The organism is Arthrobacter sp. TE26545, from assembly GCF_056279005.1.
Window position 1 is genome coordinate 625,779 of record NZ_JBWBQM010000001.1, and the last position, 15,363, is coordinate 641,141.

Here is a 15,363-nt window from a genome sequence, read left to right on the forward strand (position 1 = left end):
CGCCCGGGGTCTGCCGGGCGGCCCGCGTCTCCTTTGCGATGAGGCGGTTAGTGTTCGACGCCGACGATCGAGAGGTCGATGCCGCCGAAGAAGTAACCCACCTGGGCGTTGCGGATGTTGGAGCCCACCACGCTGTTGGTGTGGCTGCGGATGAGCGGGATGATCGGGTAGCGCTTCAGGGCCTTGTTGAACTCTTCGGCCCACTTCTTGCCCAGTTCTTCGGAGGTGCCGGCCGTGTTGCGCAGCTGGTACATGGCTTTGGAAACCTCCGGGTCGAAGTAGCGGGAGGTGTTGGAGAAGCCGTAGCTGGTGCCGTCGTTGTTCGGGCCCAGGATCGGGTCTGCCGAGGTACGGACCGAGGACGGGTCGGCGCCGCCGCACCAGCCGGAACGGCCCATGTCCGGCAGCTGTTCGCTGGCGAGCACGGAGTAGTAGTTCGGGGCCGGGATCGGCACGAGCTGCACGTCGATGCCCAGGGCCTTGAGGTTCTGCTGGACCACGGTGCCGGTGTTTTTGTAGGAGTCGCGGTTGTTGGCGTAGCCGTAAGTGAGGGTCTTCGGGTAGTCCTTGCCTTCGAGGAGCTTCTTGGCTTCTTCCAGCTTGGGCTTGCCCGCGGGGTCGATCTCCAGGCCCGGGTCGGCGTAGCCGACCATCTTCGAGTTCAGCGGGCTCTGCTCAAGCTCGCCGAAGCGGCGTCCGCCGTACTGGACCAGGATGGACTGGCGGTCCAGGGCGAGGGCGATTGCCTTGCGGACGTCCGGGTCCTTGAGCTTTTCGGTGTTCAGGCTCAGCACGTCGTTGCAGCCGAGCAGGCCGGAGGCCACGCGGTCCTTTACCTGCGGGTCGGTCAGCTTGGCCGAGTCCGAGGTCTGCATTGCGCCGTTGGAGTCAAGGGTGATGGCGTTGGGGTCCGAGTTGGCGAGCAGCTGCTGGCTGATGGTGCTCTGGGACGTGGAGAGCGAGAAGCTGAAGGTGTCCGGGAGGGCGGTGCGATTGGTATCGGTGGCCGGGTCCCAGTGCGGGTTGCGGACCAGCTTGAGCGACTTGCCGCGGCTGTAGGACTCCACCATGTAGGGGCCGGAGGACACCGGGTGGTTGGTGTAGTCCAGCTTGGTGTCCTTGCCCTTCGGGACGGGCGCCGTGTTTGAACGCGAGGCAAGTGCCGGGAACTCTGCGAACGGCTTCTTCAGGTGGAAGATGACGGTGCGCGCATCGGGGGTTTCCACTGCCTTGAGCACGGCGGAAGGATCCTTGTATGGGCCCTTGTATCCGCCGTCGTCGAGCGCTGCGTTAAGCTCCTGCGGGGCCTGGGTGTAAACGTCCTGCGCGAAGGTCCGCTCGACGCCGTACTTGATGTCGGCAGAGGTGATCGGGCTGCCGTCCTCGAATTTGATCCCTTCCTTGAGCGTGTAGGTCCAGCTGAGGCCGTCCTTGGAGACCTTGCCGGTGTCCGTGGCGAGGTCGGGAACCACGGTGGGCGGCTGGCCCGCGGTTTCCTTCGCCATGGTCAGTGTGCGGTAGTACAGCTGGCCGACGTTGGCCGTCTGGACGTAGTTGCTGTTTCCGGGATCCAGGGTCTGGAAGTCCGAAGACATCAGGACGTTGACGTTGCCGCCTTTGGTGGTGAAGCCGGACTTCACGATCTGCGGCGCGGACTCGGTAACCGGGCCTGCCGAAGCGTTGTTGCCCGGCTGGCTCTGGCCCGCCGCGCAGCCTGAGGCGGCGGTGGCGATCAGCACGGCAAGGGCAAGCGCCCTGCTGCGGTTCTTCATGGTTCTCCTCGTTGAGTGGGTTTGACGGAGTCGGGTGGATGGAACGGAGTGTTGGGTGGAACGGTCTTGGAACGGACTAGTGGCGGGAGGCCTTGGGGTCCAGGGCATCGCGCACTGCGTCGCCCAGAAGGTTGAAGGCCAAGACGGTGACGATGAGCATGACGCCGGGAACGGCCAGGAACCACGGATCGCTCAGGTACCAGTTGCCGGCCTGGGCCGCGTTGAGCATCTGGCCCCACGACGGTGTGGGGTCCTTGACGCCGACGCCCAGGAAGGACAGCGCCGCCTCGGCGGAGATGTTGGTGGGAATGAGCATGGTGGCGTAGACCAGCACCACGCCCATCACGTTGGGGATGATCTGGCGGAACAGGATGCTCAGGTGCGAGGATCCGAAAGACCGGGCCGCCTCGACGAACTCGCGCTCGCGCAGGCTGAGCACCTGGCCGCGCACGATCCGGGCCAGGTACGCCCACCCGAAGAAGCCCAGGATGATCACCAGCGAGGCCATGGGCAGGAAGCTGCCCTGGCCCAGCGGAGTATCCCGCAGCCGTGACTGCAGGATCGGCGTCAGGGACAGGACCAGGAGCAGGTGCGGAAAGGCGAGGAACAGGTCCATGATGCGGCTGATGATCGCGTCGGTCTTGCCGCCGAAGTAGCCGGCCGCCGCGCCCAGGACGGTGCCCAGGACAACGGAAACTGCCGTGGACAGCAGTGCGATGGTCAGGGAGACCTGGCCGCCGAAGGCCAGCCGCGCGAACAGGTCGCGGCCAAGGCCCGGTTCCACGCCAAGCCAGTGGCTGGCGGAGGGGTACATGTAGCCCGGAAGCGGGAGGCCCGGGGTTTCGAAGTCGTCCAGGACCTCAGGGCTGGTGTTGGAGGTGAAGGGATCATTGCCGGACATGGCGCTGAGGACCGGCGCGAGGACCGCGAACAGCATGATGGCCACCACTACGCACAGGCTGAGGAGGGCAATCTTGCTACGGCGGATCCTCAGCCAGGCGGTGGCCAGCAGTGAACGGGCCTCGGCGGGGCGAGCCTCGGCTGTGGCCGCGCTCGCGGTGCCAGGCTCGGCTGGGGACTGAAGCTGAGTCAACGGAAAAGCTCGTTTCGTGGTTCGAGGAGCGCGCTCCGGAACGTTTTGTATACCAAACTCAGGCTAGGATAGTTCGAGTGCGATGTAAATCACAAAATGGCCATTGTCTGGAATACCAAACACCGCGTTGCGTGGGACCAGGCAATTGCCCGAGGATGCCGCGGCGGCACAAGGAAGGAAACACAGTGTGGATACGTGCTCGTAATGGCGCCGGACGGCCCCGCGGTACTGCGGATCAGCCGTTTCGGCCCGTGTATGCTCGGGTGAAAAGATGGGCGGTATGACCCGCCATGCTCCGGCAGTCCGCGCCGGGGCTGTGAGCTGGAAAGGGGCCATGCCGATGTCGACGCCGGTTACGGGAACGCTGAACGCAAGGGACGACGAAGCCCGTGCGGAACAGGTTTACCAGCTGGTCCTTGAAGGGATCGTCGCCGGCGAGTACGCGCAAGGAACCCGGCTGCGCGAGCGTGAGCTGTCCGAGCTCTACAACGTCTCACGGATCCCGGTTCGCGAGGCCATCCAGCGGCTGGAGCAGGACGGCTTCGTGGAGACCTTCCCCCGCCGCGGCGCGGTGGTACGCCGGCTGAGCCTCAGCGACGTCAACGACCTGTTCGACGTTCGGCTGTGCCTGGAAACCTTCGCCGCGAGGATGGCTGCCGTTCAGGTCGCGCAGGGCGCACCGGGTGAGAGCCTGCAGGAACTGCTCGACGCCGGGCGGCAGGCAATCGACGACGGCCGTACCGACGACGTCGTACGGCTGAGTGCCGCGTTCCACGCGGAGATCGTGCGGCTTTCCGCTAACCGCCTGCTGATCGAATCGGTTAAGCCGCTGTTCGGAAGGATGCGCTGGATCTTCGGCCTGGCGCACAACCGCAGCAGCGAACTCCAGCGCGACGAGCACGTGGAACTGTGCAAGGCGATCCTCGGCGGCCACGCCGATCTGGCCTACTCCTTGGCGTACACCCACATCGAACTGGGCCGCGAACCCGTGCTCAGGGGGCTCGCGGGAACGCTGGAACCCTAGAACCCCTTAACCTTGGAACCCCTTAACCTTGGAACCCCTTAACCCCGACGGCCGGGTTGCTTCCCGCAGGCAGCAACCCGGCCGTCGTCATCATCAGTCGTCTGCGTCCGGATAGTCGTCCAGGTCGCTGTACCGCGACTCTTCGGTTTCGACTTCCAAAATCTTCAGCAGCTCGGTATCGGGGTTGAGCATGATCGCCGCCTCGTCCCGCCGGTGGCGCAGCACGGTGTCCAGATAGGACTGCACGGTTTCGGCCAACGGGATGTGGCGGTCCTGCTTCTGGCTCATGTACCAGCGGTGTTCGAGGACTTCGTGGACCACCTCCGCCGGTTCCAGCTTGCCCGCCAGTTCGCGCGGGATGGAGCGCACAATCGGCTCGAAGATCTGGCTCACCCACATGTGGGCGCTGTATTCCTCGTCCATGTCCGGATTGTTGTCCGCGCGGAAGGAGTCCATGTCGTTGAGCAGGCGGCGGGCCTGGTTTTCCTGGGCATCCAGCCCGGTGAGGCGCAGCAGCCGCCTTTGGTGGTGGCCGGCGTCGACCACTTTGGGCTGCAACTGGATGGTCGAACCGTCCGCGGTGGTCTTGATGGCGTACTCCTCGACGTCGAAGCCGAGTTCGTTAAGGCGCCGGATACGGGCCCCGACGCGCCAGCGTTCCCCAAGCTCGAAGGATTCCTTCCCGGTGAGCTCGGCCCAGAGCCTGCGGTAGGAATCCATGATGAGTTCCGAGGTGGCCACGGGGTCCACTTTGTCCTCGATGAGTCCGCCGTCCAGCAGGTCCATCAGCTCACCGGCGATGTTCACGCGGGCGATCTCCAGATCGTACTCGCGCTGCCCGGTGGACAGGTCCGGGTACAGTTCGCCGGTTTCGGCATCCACGAGGTAAGCGGCGAAGGCGCCCGCGTCGCGGCGGAACAGGGTGTTGGAAAGCGAAACGTCGCCCCAGTAGAAGCCGATCAGGTGCAGGCGCACCAGCAGGAGGGCCTGGGCGTCGATCAGGCGGGTCAGGGTGTCCTTGCGGAGCATCTGCGAGAACAGGGCGCGGTACGGCATGGAGAACTTCAGGTGCCGGGTGACGAGCACCGGGTTCAGCGGCTTGCCGTCGGGCGTGGTGCGGCCGGTGATCACGGCCACCGGTTCAACGCAGGGGACGTCCAGCCGGGCGAGTTTGCGGAGCATGTGGTACTCGTGGCGGGCCACGTGCTCGGAGGTTTCCTTGATGGCGATGACCGAGCCGCCCAGGTGGGCGAAACGCACGATGTGCCGGGAGATGCCGCGCGGCAGGGCGGCGAGGTTTTCCGCCGGCCAGTCCTCCAGAGCGATATGCCAGGGAAGATCCAGCAGTTCGGGATCCGCGGCGGCTGCGGTGATGTTGAGCGAGCCGATCACGCTCGCAGGGGGAGCGGTGTCCTTAGCGCTGGCGGCCTCGGTGCGGGGCAGCTTGCCGATCTGCCCGTAGTCGGTCGGTTCGTCATGCCACTGGGCTCCGCTTTGCTCGGTCATGGTGTCAATTCTTCCGTATGAAATGTGCGGTTAACGCCGACGGCGGCCCATCCGTGTGGAGGAGCCGCCGTCGGTTATGCGGTTATGCGGTGGGGATTAGTCGCCCAGGCGCAGGCCCGTCTTGGTGTCGAACAGGTGCACGTGGCCCGACTGCGGGCGGACCCAGATGGACTCACCCTTCATCGGGGGGCGGCGGCCGTCGACGCGGGCCACGATGTCGTGGTCCTTGCCGTCCAGCGTGGTGTGGCCGTAGACGTAGGCGTCGGCGCCGAGCTCTTCGACGACGTCGACCTCAACCTGCAGGCCTTCACCGGCGCCGGCGGTCTCGAGGTCTTCCGGACGGGTGCCGAGGGTCACGGTGCGGCCGTGGGCCTCTTCCAGGACGTCTGCCGGAACCGGGTAGACGGTGCCGCCGAACTGGACGCCGCCGTCGACAACGGGCAGTTCCAGCAGGTTCATGGCGGGGGAGCCGATGAAGCCGGCAACGAAGACGTTCTGCGGGCGGTCGTAGAGGTTGCGCGGGGTGTCAACCTGCTGCAGCAGGCCGTCCTTGAGCACTGCGACGCGGTCGCCCATGGTCATGGCCTCGACCTGGTCGTGGGTCACGTAGACCGTGGTGACGCCGAGGCGGCGGGTCAGGGACGCGATCTGGGTGCGGGTCTGGACACGGAGCTTGGCGTCCAGGTTGGACAGCGGCTCGTCCATGAGGAAGACCTGCGGGTTACGGACGATTGCACGGCCCATGGCAACGCGCTGGCGCTGACCACCGGAGAGGGCCTTCGGCTTGCGGTCCAGGTACTGCTCAAGGTCAAGGAGCTTGGCGGCTTCGCGGACGCGCTCTGCGCGCTCTTCCTTGGAAACTCCGGCGATCTTCAGCGCGAAGCCCATGTTGTCCGCAACGGTCATGTGCGGGTACAGGGCGTAGTTCTGGAAGACCATGGCGATGTCGCGGTCCTTCGGCGGAACGTCGGTGACGTCGCGGTCGCCAATCAGGATACGGCCGGAGTTCACGTCCTCAAGGCCTGCGAGCATGCGCAGGGAGGTGGACTTACCGCAACCGGAGGGTCCAACGAGGACCAGGAATTCGCCATCGGCGATGTCGATGTTCAGCTTATCGACGGCGGGCTTATCTGTGCCCGGGTACAGACGCGTAGCGTTATCAAAAGTAACTGTAGCCACAGTTATCAATCCCTTCACCGGCAGGTACGTGCCGGACGATCCGTTGTGAATGGTTCATGTTTATTCAGTTGGACTCCCCGCCGGCTCGCGCTTGGAAAGCGGTCGGGGCGGGGAGCTCATGCGACGCCGCACGGTGTCTGTGCGCCGCGTCACACAAGAGAGTATGCCAGAAATCGTTTTTTACGAAGCAAATGTTACGCCCGTCACATTTTCCGGCTATTCCGGGGTGACGTTCTCCCGGCGCTCCCGGAGCAAGGCTTCAAGGAGTTCGGCCACGTGGACCGGCGCCTCGACCCGGAATTCCGCCTGGGTGAAGTCCAGCCCCACCTTGACCCCGACATCCCCGGGGTGGAGCCTGGCCAGTGCGTCCTCGTCGGTGACGTCGTCCCCGGCAAACAGCACAGCCGTTGCCCCGGTGGCCTGGCGCAGGAAAGCCAGCGCCTCGCCCTTGGAGGTGTGCACCACCGAGGTCTCCAGGACCCGCTTGCCGTCCTTCAGGTACACGCCGTGCATGTCCTGCAGCGCGGTGCGGGCCGCCTCGACCGCGTCTTCGGCCACGTCGTCGTCCGCCGTCCGGGTATGGAGCACGACGCCGGCCGGTTTGTCTTCGAGGAGCGTCCCGGGAGCGATGGCCACTATTTCGGCGAGGATCCCCCGGACCTCCGCCAGCAGGGCCTCCTGGTCCGGGTCCAGCCGCAGTTCGGCGGAGCCGGGTCCCAGCCAGGCCTCCGCGCCGTGGCTGCCGATCAGCAGGGTGGCGGCAGGAGGGGCGGCGACCGCACGCAGGCTGGACAGGGCGCGCCCGGAGATGAGCGCCGTCGTCGTGCGCGGCAGGGCGGCGAGTTCGGCGAAAGCGGCAGCCGAACGCGGAAGGGGGCGCGCGTCGCCGGCATGGTCGACGATCGGCGAGATGGTCCCATCGAAATCCATGGCCACCAGCAGCTGCTCGGTTTCCGCGATGGTGCGCACGGCATCGAGGAGCCCGGGGGAGAGGCTCAGGGGCGGTTTGTTCTCAGCTGTCATCGCGCACCACCGTTTCAGCCAAGGCGGCCAGGAATTCGGAGGACCAGTGGTCGACGTCGTGATCCAGGATCTGCTTGCGCATGGCGCGCATCCGGCGCCGGGACTCGTTGGCCGGCAGTTCGACGGCTCGCATGATGGTGTTCTTGAGTCCGTCGATGTCGTGCGGATTCACCAGCAGGGCCTGTTTGAGCTGGTCCGCCGCGCCCGTGAATTCGCTCAGCACCAGCGCGCCCGTGTGCTTGGTCCGGGCGGCGACGTATTCCTTGGCCACGAGGTTCATGCCGTCCCGCAGCGCCGTGACCAGCATGACGTCCGCGGCGAGGTAGAGGGCGACCATCTCCTCCACGGGGTAACTGTGGTGCAGGTAGCGCACCGCCGTGTTCTGCATGGTGTCGTAGCTGCCGTTGATGTGGCCCACCGTGCCTTCGATCTCCTCGCGGAGGATCCGGTACTGTTCCACGCGCTCGCGGCTGGGGCTCGCCACCTGGATCAGGGTGGCGTCCTGGACTGCCAGCCGGCCTTCCTGCAGGAGCTCCTCATATGCCTTGAGCCGGTGGCGGATGCCCTTGGTGTAGTCCAATCGGTCCACTCCCAGCAGGATCGTCCGTGGATTGCCGAGGTCCTGGCGGATCTGCCGGGCACGTTCGATGATGTCCGGCCGCTCGGCGAGCTCGCTGATCTGCTCCACCGCGATGGAAATCGGGAAGGGCTGGGCGCGGGCAATGTGCGTGACCTTGCCGGTCGAATCCCTGACATGCACCTGCTGCTGCTTGACGCTCGCGCCGAGGAAGCGGCGGGCCGAACGCATGAAGTTCGCGGCATCGCTCGGGCGCTGGAAGCCCACCAGGTCCGAGCCGAGCAGGCCTTCAATGATCGCCTGCCGCCAGGGCAGCTGGGCAAAGATTTCCGGTGGCGGGAACGGAATGTGGTTGAAGAAGCCGATTTTCAGGTCCGGCCGTGCCCGGCGCAGCATCTGGGGGACCAGCTGCAGCTGGTAATCCTGCACCCAGATGGTGGCGTTCTTGTCGGCGGATTGCACGACGGCGTCGGCGAACCTTTGGTTCACGCGGCGGTAGGCGTCCCACCAGGTCCGGTGGAACTCCGGACGGGCGATGACGTCGTGGTAGAGCGGCCACAAGGTGGCGTTGGAAAAGCCTTCGTAATACAGCTCAACATCGTCCGCGCTGAGCTGCACGGGGACCAGGTCCATGTCGTCGTGGCTGAACGGCTCCAACGGTTCGTCCGGGGCGCCGTGCCAGCCGACCCACGCGCCGTCGCTCTTTGCCATGAAGGGGGCCAGCGCCGTCACCAGGCCGCCGGGGGAGCGTCGCCAGCCTTCGCCGTTATTGGCCGTGTCCTCAGCGGAACAGCGGTCCACGGGCAGCCGGTTGGAGACCACCATGAAGTCGTATTTGGCCGGCGCCGGCGAGGGTCTTTTCCTCGCCTTGGCCATGAGTTTTTCGCTTGCCGGTTCCTGCATTACTGCTCCCTGGGATTGCTTGTGACTCACATCCCACCCTACCGGCGGGAATCATCACCCACATCCGCTCGTTCATTGGACGGGGGTTGGCGCCCTCGGCCGACTGTGCGGTTTCACCCGTAAACTGGCCCCAGTGCCATACCCCAGTACCAAAGCCGACGATCAACGAGGAACTGATGAGCCCCGCAAACGAACCGCGCCTGTCCAAGGCAGAGCGCACCGCCCAGGCCCGGGAAAGGGCCCGCGAGATCCGCGAAGCGCAGCTGAAGAAGGACAAACGGAACAAGCTGCTCATTGGCTGGGGCATCGTGGTTGCCGTGGTGGTGATCATCGGCATCATCGCTTTGACCGTCATGCAGGGCATCCAGAGCAACGCCCCGATCGCGGACAAGGGCCCGACGCCGGCCAATGGCAATGTGCACGGCGGCGTGACGCTGCTGAAGGGCACCGAAGTGGCCAAGTCCGAGGCCGCCAGCGTTGACCTCGCCTCGTTGCCGTCTGCACCGGCCACCAAGCCCGCCACCGTCGTGGCTCCCGGCGCCGAAGCGGAAGCTGGAAAGCCCGTCAAGGTCGTGGCGTACATCGACTTCATCTGCCCGGTCTGCAAACGGTTCGAAACCACCTACGGCGAGACCCTGACAAAGCTGCGCGACGAAGGCAAGATTTCGCTGGAGTACCGCGCCTTGGGCTTCCTGGACAGGAGCTCCACCACCAACTATTCCTCCCGTGCCGCCAACGCCGCGGCCTGCGTGGCGAACACCTCGCCGGACAAGTACGCAGCTTTCTTCGACCTGCTCTTCGAACGCCAGCCTGCTGAAGGCGGCGCCGGCATCTCCGACAACGATCTCAAGAAGATGGCCACCGAGGTAGGTGCCGCCAACATCGATTCCTGCGTGGAGAACAAGACCTACCGCCCGTTCGTCAAGGTGATTACCCAGGAAGCCGAGAACATCGGCGTCACCGGCACCCCCACTGTCTTCATCGACGGCAAGCAGTGGGACGGAGCCAAGACCCAGGACTTCGTCGGCGAGCTGAACAAGGTTATCGCCGCGAAGAAGTAGCTTCTTCGACCTGTAAGCGGGCCGCGTGCTGTTGGATTCAGCGCGCGGCCCGCCTTTGCGTTTTTGGAGGGTGGGCCCTGGAATGAGCTACCCTTGTTGAGCGTTCTTTTTTGACGCGTCGCCCCGGGTCTTCCCGGGGCACGCCTCCTTAGCTCAGTTGGCCAGAGCACCTGTCTTGTAAACAGGGGGTCGCCGGTTCGAATCCGGCAGGGGGCTCCGATTGTGCCTCTGACCCACGGGTTTTCGTTCCGTGCGTCAGGGATCAGCCCCGCGCCACCCAGTCCGCGTTCGTCGACCGCCTCACCGCCCCGGCCACGAACGTGAGCCCGACGATCTCGAGCGCGCCACCGGCCACGGCACCCCGGCGGCGCGGCCGGCCAGGATCACCGCGAGGCCGAGCAGCAGCGTGCCGCCAAGATTGCCGATCGCGAACAGAAGGTAGAACGGCTCGCCCCACGTCCCCGCGGGCGATGCATCCAGGGCGGCGGCGCATCCACGCCGCTCGTGGCCAGGGCGATCCTATTGAGGTTGGCGAAGCTGATGCCGAAATAGCTGATGTAACCAGTAACCATGAGCGCCACCGCCCACAAAGGCAGTCGCGGACGGGCCTCCCTTGATTCCTCTATTTGGTATGCCAAAAGTGATCTATGGTGATCCTGACAACACTTTGGAAGGAGACCCCTTGACCCTGATTCTCACCGCTTCAGAGCTTGCCGCAGCGGTTGACATGGACGCGACGATCCGCGCGCTGGAAAGCAGTTTGGTAGACCAGGCGCACGGTACGGCCACCCAGCCCGCCCCGCTGTCCATGAGACTTCCCGACGCCGATTCCCGCTATCTCGTCATGGCCGCAGCCTCGGCGCCGCGCGGCCTGGTCGCATCGAAGCTGCTCAGCGACATTCCGGACAATGCCCTGGCGGGATTGCCGACCCAGCGCTCGTCGATCGTGCTCGCTGACCGGTCAACGGGCGAAACCCTTGCCTTGCTCGACGGGCGGGTTCCCACCCGGATCCGGACCGCCGCCATGACTGCCGTGGCCTCCCGCCACCTCGCCCGGCCCGACAGCCGGGTCCTGGGCTTGGTCGGCGCAGGGGCGTTGGCTGTGGCCCATGTCGAGGCGATGCGGGCGGTCCTCCCGATTGACACCGTGGTGGTGTGGTCCCGCACGGCCGCGACCGTGGATTCCTTCCGACGGGCGGTGGAGCACCACGGCCTCGAGGTTGTCCGCGCAGAAGGCTTGCCTGAGCTCATGGATGCCAGCGATGTCGTCTGCACCCTGACGCCCTCGGTGTCCCCAATCGTCTTCGGCCGTTTGTTCGGCGAAGGCCTGCACGTCAATGCGGTCGGCGCCCGTCCTCGCCCCGATCACCGCGAGCTCGATGCCGAGGCGATGTCCCGCTCGCGGGTCGTCGTGGACAGCCTGGAGACCGCGCTTGCCAAGTCCGGCGACCTGCTCCTCGCGGTCGAGGAAGGGGCCTTGCGAGTCGAGGATGTGGCCGGCGAACTAGGCCAGGTGATCGCCGGCTCGGTCGCTGGCCGGCAAAGCCGCGAGCAGGTGACCCTCTTCAACTCCGTCGGCATGGGGCTGCAGGACCTGGCCATCGGGCGGCTTCTCTTCGACGCCGCGGTGGAGCGTGGCCTGGGACTGAAGGTCGACCTTTCCGCCTGAGGCGTGCCCTGCATTTGGTATACCACAAGTGTGAAATGTCACCTTTCACTAGTGACATTGCACACAAAAAATGGAATCCTGTATGCCAAGAGCGATGAATGGACGCTCTGGTCACCACCCAACAGGATTCCCGTTCTCCCCAACAGAAAGGCAACGTGATGGCAACGACGCGGTCACTCCTTGAACGCATGGACGGCATGCGGGTAGGCAAACCCCACATCCAACTGGCGTTCATCGGAGGCCTTGGACTGCTCCTCGACGGCATGGACGGCTCGCTCGTCTCCTACATCATGCCGATCATCAAACCGCTCTGGCACCTGGACGGCGCCCAGGCCGGACTCATCGGCAGTTCCCTGCTGATCGGTATCTTCATCGGGGCGATCGGGGCCGGCGCCCTGGGCGACCGGATCGGCCGCCGCAAGGTCATGATGTACGCCCTGGCCCTCTACGCCACCGCGACCGTCGTGGCCGCGTTCTCCCAGGGCTGGGAATTCTTCTTCATCATGCGCGTGATCGCGGGCATCGGCATCGGAGCCGAGGCCGCCATCATTCCCACGTTCATCGCAGAGTTCATCCCCAAGAAGCGCCGCGGCTTCTTCGTCGGCGCGGTGGCCGGCTTCTTCGCGCTCGGCTACGTCAGCGCGGCGCTGATCGGCACCACCGTCGTCGCCGGTTTTCCCGAGGGCTGGCGGATCGGCCAGCTCGTCACGGCGGCCCCCATCGTCATGCTCCTCTGGTGGCGGCGCGTGCTCCCCGAGTCCCCGCGCTGGCTCCTCACCAGGGGCCGCGTCGCAGAAGCCGAACTGATCGTCCAAGGCCTCGAAGAAGGCCGCCTCGTCCGCACCGGAAGCTCCGCCGTCGTCGCCGTCAAGGCAGAGACGCCGAAGGCTCCGCCGCTGTTCCAGCAGGTGGACCTGTGGCGGCACGGCAACGCCCGGCGCACCGCGGTGATCTGGCTCCTCTGGATCTCGGTGACCTTCTCCTTCTACGGCTTCTTCGTCTGGATTCCTTCCCTGCTTGTGGCCAGGGGGATGACAATCACCGGCAGCTTCACGTACTCCCTGATCATTACCATCGCGCAGATCCCGGGCTATTACAGTGCGGCGTTCCTGAACGAACGACTCAGCCGCCGCGTGACCATTGCGATCTATCTGACGGGCGGCGCGGGTGCGGCGTTCCTGCTGTCCCAGGCGCCTGCCGAGGGCATGGTCCTCGCTTTCGGTTCCCTCCTCTCCTTCTTCATGAACGGCTGCTACGCCGGCCTCTACGCCTACACCCCTGAGGTTTACGGAACCAGGCTGCGGGCTACCGGCATGGGCAGCGCCTCCGCCTTCGGCCGGATCGGCGGCATCGCCGCCCCGATCCTGATCGGCGCCGCCTACCCGGTGCTGGGCTTCGGCGGCGTTTTCACCATGGTCATGGCGGTCCTGGGAGGCGCGGCTTTGGTGGTCCTTGTCTTCGGCGTTTCGACCAGCGGCCGTTCCCTCGAGGAAATCGACCAGCGTGCCTCCGGCCTGGCGGAAACGGCGACGGCGGACGCGGACGGCCCGCTCGATCCCACCAGCCCCCCGGTGCGGGCAGCGGAAAGCAATAACCGTGCCCGTTAGGACAGACCCCGGGCAGACCCGCACCCAGGCCGTCGTCCTCCGCAACGCCCGGATCCTCGACGTCGATAGCGGGGAACTGGGGCCGTCGCGGACCATTGTGGCCCGCCAAGGTGTGATCGCCGAAATCTCGGAGTCCAGCCGTACCGTTGCGGACGCCGTCGAAATCGACCTCAGCGGACTGACGGTACTGCCCGGCCTGATCGACGCACACGCCCACGTCACCCAGGCCTCCGGCGACTTCAACGAAATCCTGTCCTGGACGCCGTCGTACCATGCGGCCCGCACCGCCCGGGTGATGCACGAGATGCTCCTGCGCGGATTCACCCTGGTCCGCGACATGGGCGGGGCAGACACCGGGCTGTCCCGCGCCGTCGGGGAGCGGCTCGTGACCGGGCCCAGGCTCAAGGCCGGCGGGCCGATCTTCGCACCCACCGGCGGGCACGTCCTCACGAAGGCCTGCGACGGCGAGGTGGAACTCCGCCGGGCCTTGCGCGCCGAGTTCCGCGACGGCGCGGACCACGCCAAGCTCACTCTTTCGGGCGGAGTGGTCTCAAAGATGCGGATTGAGGCATTGGGCTTCTCCGACGCGGAGGTGATTGCCGCCGTCGACGAGGCCCGGCTGGCGCACCGCTACATCGCCGCGCATGTCTATACAGCGGAAGCCGTCTCCCGGGCCCTGCGGCTGGGCGTCCGCACGATCGAGCACGGCAACCTCCTGGATGGCGAATGCATCGAGCTGTTCCTCGCCAAGGATGCCTTCTACGTGCCGACCCTGGCCACGTACTGGGCGATCCTTTCGGGGGCCAGTGGCCACGGGCTGGACCCGGACAAGAAGGCGGCGGTGGAGGAGATCTTTGACCGCGGTATCGAATCGCTGGCCAAGGCCTCGGCCGCGGGCGTCCGCATCGGTTACGGGACGGACCTGCACGGTGCCGGGCTGGCCCACCAGCTCGAAGAGTTCCGCCTTCGCGCCCAGGTCCAGACGCCTTTGGAGGTGCTCCGTTCGGCGACGCTCGTCGGCGCGGACATCGTGGGGGAGAGCGGCCGCGCAGGGGTCGTGGCCGAAGGCGGCTATGCGGATCTGATCGCGGTGGAGGGGGATCCGCTCGCGGATATCGGCGTGCTGGCGGACGGGCGCTCGCTGCGGTTCATCCTCAGTGACGGGGATCCGGTGCAGATTCCCTGACGCCGCCGTCGTCCGGGGCCGCCCGGCCGTCGTCCCGGGCCGGTCGTCGGGGAAAGCGGCCGCTGGCCCCGGCCATGACCAGCGCGGTCAGCAACGCCGCTGCGACATGCGTGACAAGCATCAGCTCCTGCAGGTGCCCGGCAGGCTCGGCGGCCGTCCCCGGAAGCGGAGGTAGGAGCAACACGTGCGCATGCGGCGGACTCTGAGGGCCTGCAGGCACGCCGGCGAAGAGCACAAAGGCTGGATGGAGTACCTGTTGCGCCAACCCGCAGAGAAGGAGTAAAGCCCACGCCGGCAGCCGCAGCCGGGACACCAGCGAGGCACACATGCTGAGCAGCGCCGCCAGGGCAAGGAGCACCGGCGGCCAGGGGAGTGCCCCGCCGGAAAGCAGATGGGCCAGCAGGCCCAACCCCGTGGCCACGGGGCCAAGCAACCACGGTATGTAGCGCGGCGCCCGGAGCTCCTTGCGTTCCATGTCTCCCATGGTGCCCGGGTGGGGGAGGCAAAGGAATAAGTAATCGGGGACGAAAACGCCGCGGAACGGCTCCAAAAAACGAGTACAAACTACTCGGGTGCTTATTCCCACGCGTCCCTATTGTTTCTAGCAGCACGCACGGAGCGTGCAGGCATTCAGCGGGATGCCATCTGTCACGAAGCTGGACGGTGGAGATGGTGCACAGTTGGGGCGCGTCATGTGCCAACGATCCGAGTGCGCGGATTTCATCTATTGAAAGGGCCGGCCAGAACGCAGAGGGCCTGGGGG

Annotated in this window: 12 protein-coding genes and 1 tRNA gene; 6 read left to right on the top strand and 7 right to left on the bottom strand. The window is 65.9% G+C overall.

Translation table 11 applies throughout. From position 1 onward, the window contains the following. Positions 1-47 precede the first annotated feature (47 nt). Both ACZ9CK_RS02820 and ACZ9CK_RS02825 read right to left on the bottom strand, forming a co-directional pair. A complete protein-coding gene (locus tag ACZ9CK_RS02820; protein ID WP_426302245.1) occupies positions 48-1,772 on the bottom strand; it encodes an ABC transporter substrate-binding protein in 1,725 nt (574 codons plus the stop codon). 76 nt (positions 1,773-1,848) lie between these two features. Beyond that, positions 1,849-2,865, bottom strand: coding sequence for an ABC transporter permease (locus ACZ9CK_RS02825; RefSeq protein ID WP_476049185.1), 1,017 nt, complete (start codon positions 2,863-2,865; stop codon positions 1,849-1,851). A 280-nt stretch (positions 2,866-3,145) separates the two neighbouring features. Here ACZ9CK_RS02825 and ACZ9CK_RS02830 point away from each other — a divergent pair, with 280 nt between their 5' ends. Beyond that, positions 3,146-3,889 carry a GntR family transcriptional regulator gene (locus tag ACZ9CK_RS02830; protein ID WP_426302247.1) on the top strand — a complete coding sequence of 248 codons (744 nt, stop codon included), beginning with the start codon at positions 3,146-3,148 and terminating at the stop codon, positions 3,887-3,889. 93 nt (positions 3,890-3,982) lie between these two features. On the opposite strand, the gene ACZ9CK_RS02835 is transcribed toward ACZ9CK_RS02830, so the two are convergent. The 4 genes from ACZ9CK_RS02835 to ACZ9CK_RS02850 all read right to left on the bottom strand — a co-directional run bounded on the left by ACZ9CK_RS02835 (position 3,983) and on the right by ACZ9CK_RS02850 (position 9,077). Beyond that, positions 3,983-5,395 (bottom strand): DUF4032 domain-containing protein, encoded by a 1,413-nt coding sequence (locus ACZ9CK_RS02835; protein ID WP_426302248.1) that lies wholly within the window; start codon positions 5,393-5,395, stop codon positions 3,983-3,985. 96 nt (positions 5,396-5,491) lie between these two features. Continuing rightward, on the bottom strand, positions 5,492-6,574 hold the full coding sequence (locus ACZ9CK_RS02840; protein WP_426302249.1) for an ABC transporter ATP-binding protein: 1,083 nt from the start codon (positions 6,572-6,574) through the stop codon (positions 5,492-5,494). A 216-nt stretch (positions 6,575-6,790) separates the two neighbouring features. Beyond that, positions 6,791-7,597 (bottom strand): trehalose-phosphatase, encoded by an 807-nt coding sequence (gene otsB, locus ACZ9CK_RS02845; protein ID WP_426302250.1) that lies wholly within the window; start codon positions 7,595-7,597, stop codon positions 6,791-6,793. After that, entirely contained in the window at positions 7,587-9,077 is a 1,491-nt protein-coding gene (locus ACZ9CK_RS02850; RefSeq protein WP_476049186.1) for an alpha,alpha-trehalose-phosphate synthase (UDP-forming), read from the bottom strand. The genes otsB and ACZ9CK_RS02850 overlap by 11 nt, the downstream gene beginning before the upstream one ends. A 176-nt stretch (positions 9,078-9,253) precedes the next feature. Here ACZ9CK_RS02850 and ACZ9CK_RS02855 point away from each other — a divergent pair, with 176 nt between their 5' ends. The 5 genes from ACZ9CK_RS02855 to ACZ9CK_RS02875 all read left to right on the top strand — a co-directional run bounded on the left by ACZ9CK_RS02855 (position 9,254) and on the right by ACZ9CK_RS02875 (position 14,600). Then, positions 9,254-10,138: a DsbA family protein gene (locus ACZ9CK_RS02855; protein WP_476049187.1), complete on the top strand. Its 885-nt coding sequence runs from the start codon at positions 9,254-9,256 to the stop codon at positions 10,136-10,138. A 142-nt stretch (positions 10,139-10,280) separates the two neighbouring features. Then, a tRNA-Thr gene (locus ACZ9CK_RS02860) sits at positions 10,281-10,354 on the top strand. Between the two features lie 466 nt (positions 10,355-10,820). Continuing rightward, positions 10,821-11,807 carry an ornithine cyclodeaminase family protein gene (locus ACZ9CK_RS02865; RefSeq protein ID WP_476049188.1) on the top strand — a complete coding sequence of 329 codons (987 nt, stop codon included), beginning with the start codon at positions 10,821-10,823 and terminating at the stop codon, positions 11,805-11,807. A gap of 158 nt (positions 11,808-11,965) precedes the next feature. Next, positions 11,966-13,414, top strand: coding sequence for an MFS transporter (locus ACZ9CK_RS02870; RefSeq protein WP_476049189.1), 1,449 nt, complete (start codon positions 11,966-11,968; stop codon positions 13,412-13,414). Further along, a complete protein-coding gene (locus tag ACZ9CK_RS02875; RefSeq protein ID WP_476049190.1) occupies positions 13,404-14,600 on the top strand; it encodes a metal-dependent hydrolase family protein in 1,197 nt (398 codons plus the stop codon). The genes ACZ9CK_RS02870 and ACZ9CK_RS02875 overlap by 11 nt, the downstream gene beginning before the upstream one ends. On the opposite strand, the gene ACZ9CK_RS02880 is transcribed toward ACZ9CK_RS02875, so the two are convergent. Then, positions 14,569-15,075: a hypothetical protein gene (locus ACZ9CK_RS02880; protein WP_476049191.1), complete on the bottom strand. Its 507-nt coding sequence runs from the start codon at positions 15,073-15,075 to the stop codon at positions 14,569-14,571. The genes ACZ9CK_RS02875 and ACZ9CK_RS02880 overlap by 32 nt on opposite strands. Between the last annotated feature and the right edge of the window lie 288 nt (positions 15,076-15,363).

Coding starts and splice junctions, on each gene's coding strand:
- ACZ9CK_RS02820 (WP_426302245.1), bottom strand. CDS start 1,772: ATGAAGAACCGCAGCAGGGCGCTTGCCCTTGCCGTGCTGATCGCCACC.
- ACZ9CK_RS02830 (WP_426302247.1), top strand. CDS start 3,146: ATGACCCGCCATGCTCCGGCAGTCCGCGCCGGGGCTGTGAGCTGGAAA.
- ACZ9CK_RS02835 (WP_426302248.1), bottom strand. CDS start 5,395: ATGACCGAGCAAAGCGGAGCCCAGTGGCATGACGAACCGACCGACTAC.
- otsB (WP_426302250.1), bottom strand. CDS start 7,597: ATGACAGCTGAGAACAAACCGCCCCTGAGCCTCTCCCCCGGGCTCCTC.
- ACZ9CK_RS02850 (WP_476049186.1), bottom strand. CDS start 9,077: ATGCAGGAACCGGCAAGCGAAAAACTCATGGCCAAGGCGAGGAAAAGA.
- ACZ9CK_RS02855 (WP_476049187.1), top strand. CDS start 9,254: ATGAGCCCCGCAAACGAACCGCGCCTGTCCAAGGCAGAGCGCACCGCC.
- ACZ9CK_RS02870 (WP_476049189.1), top strand. CDS start 11,966: ATGGCAACGACGCGGTCACTCCTTGAACGCATGGACGGCATGCGGGTA.
- ACZ9CK_RS02880 (WP_476049191.1), bottom strand. CDS start 15,075: ATGGAACGCAAGGAGCTCCGGGCGCCGCGCTACATACCGTGGTTGCTT.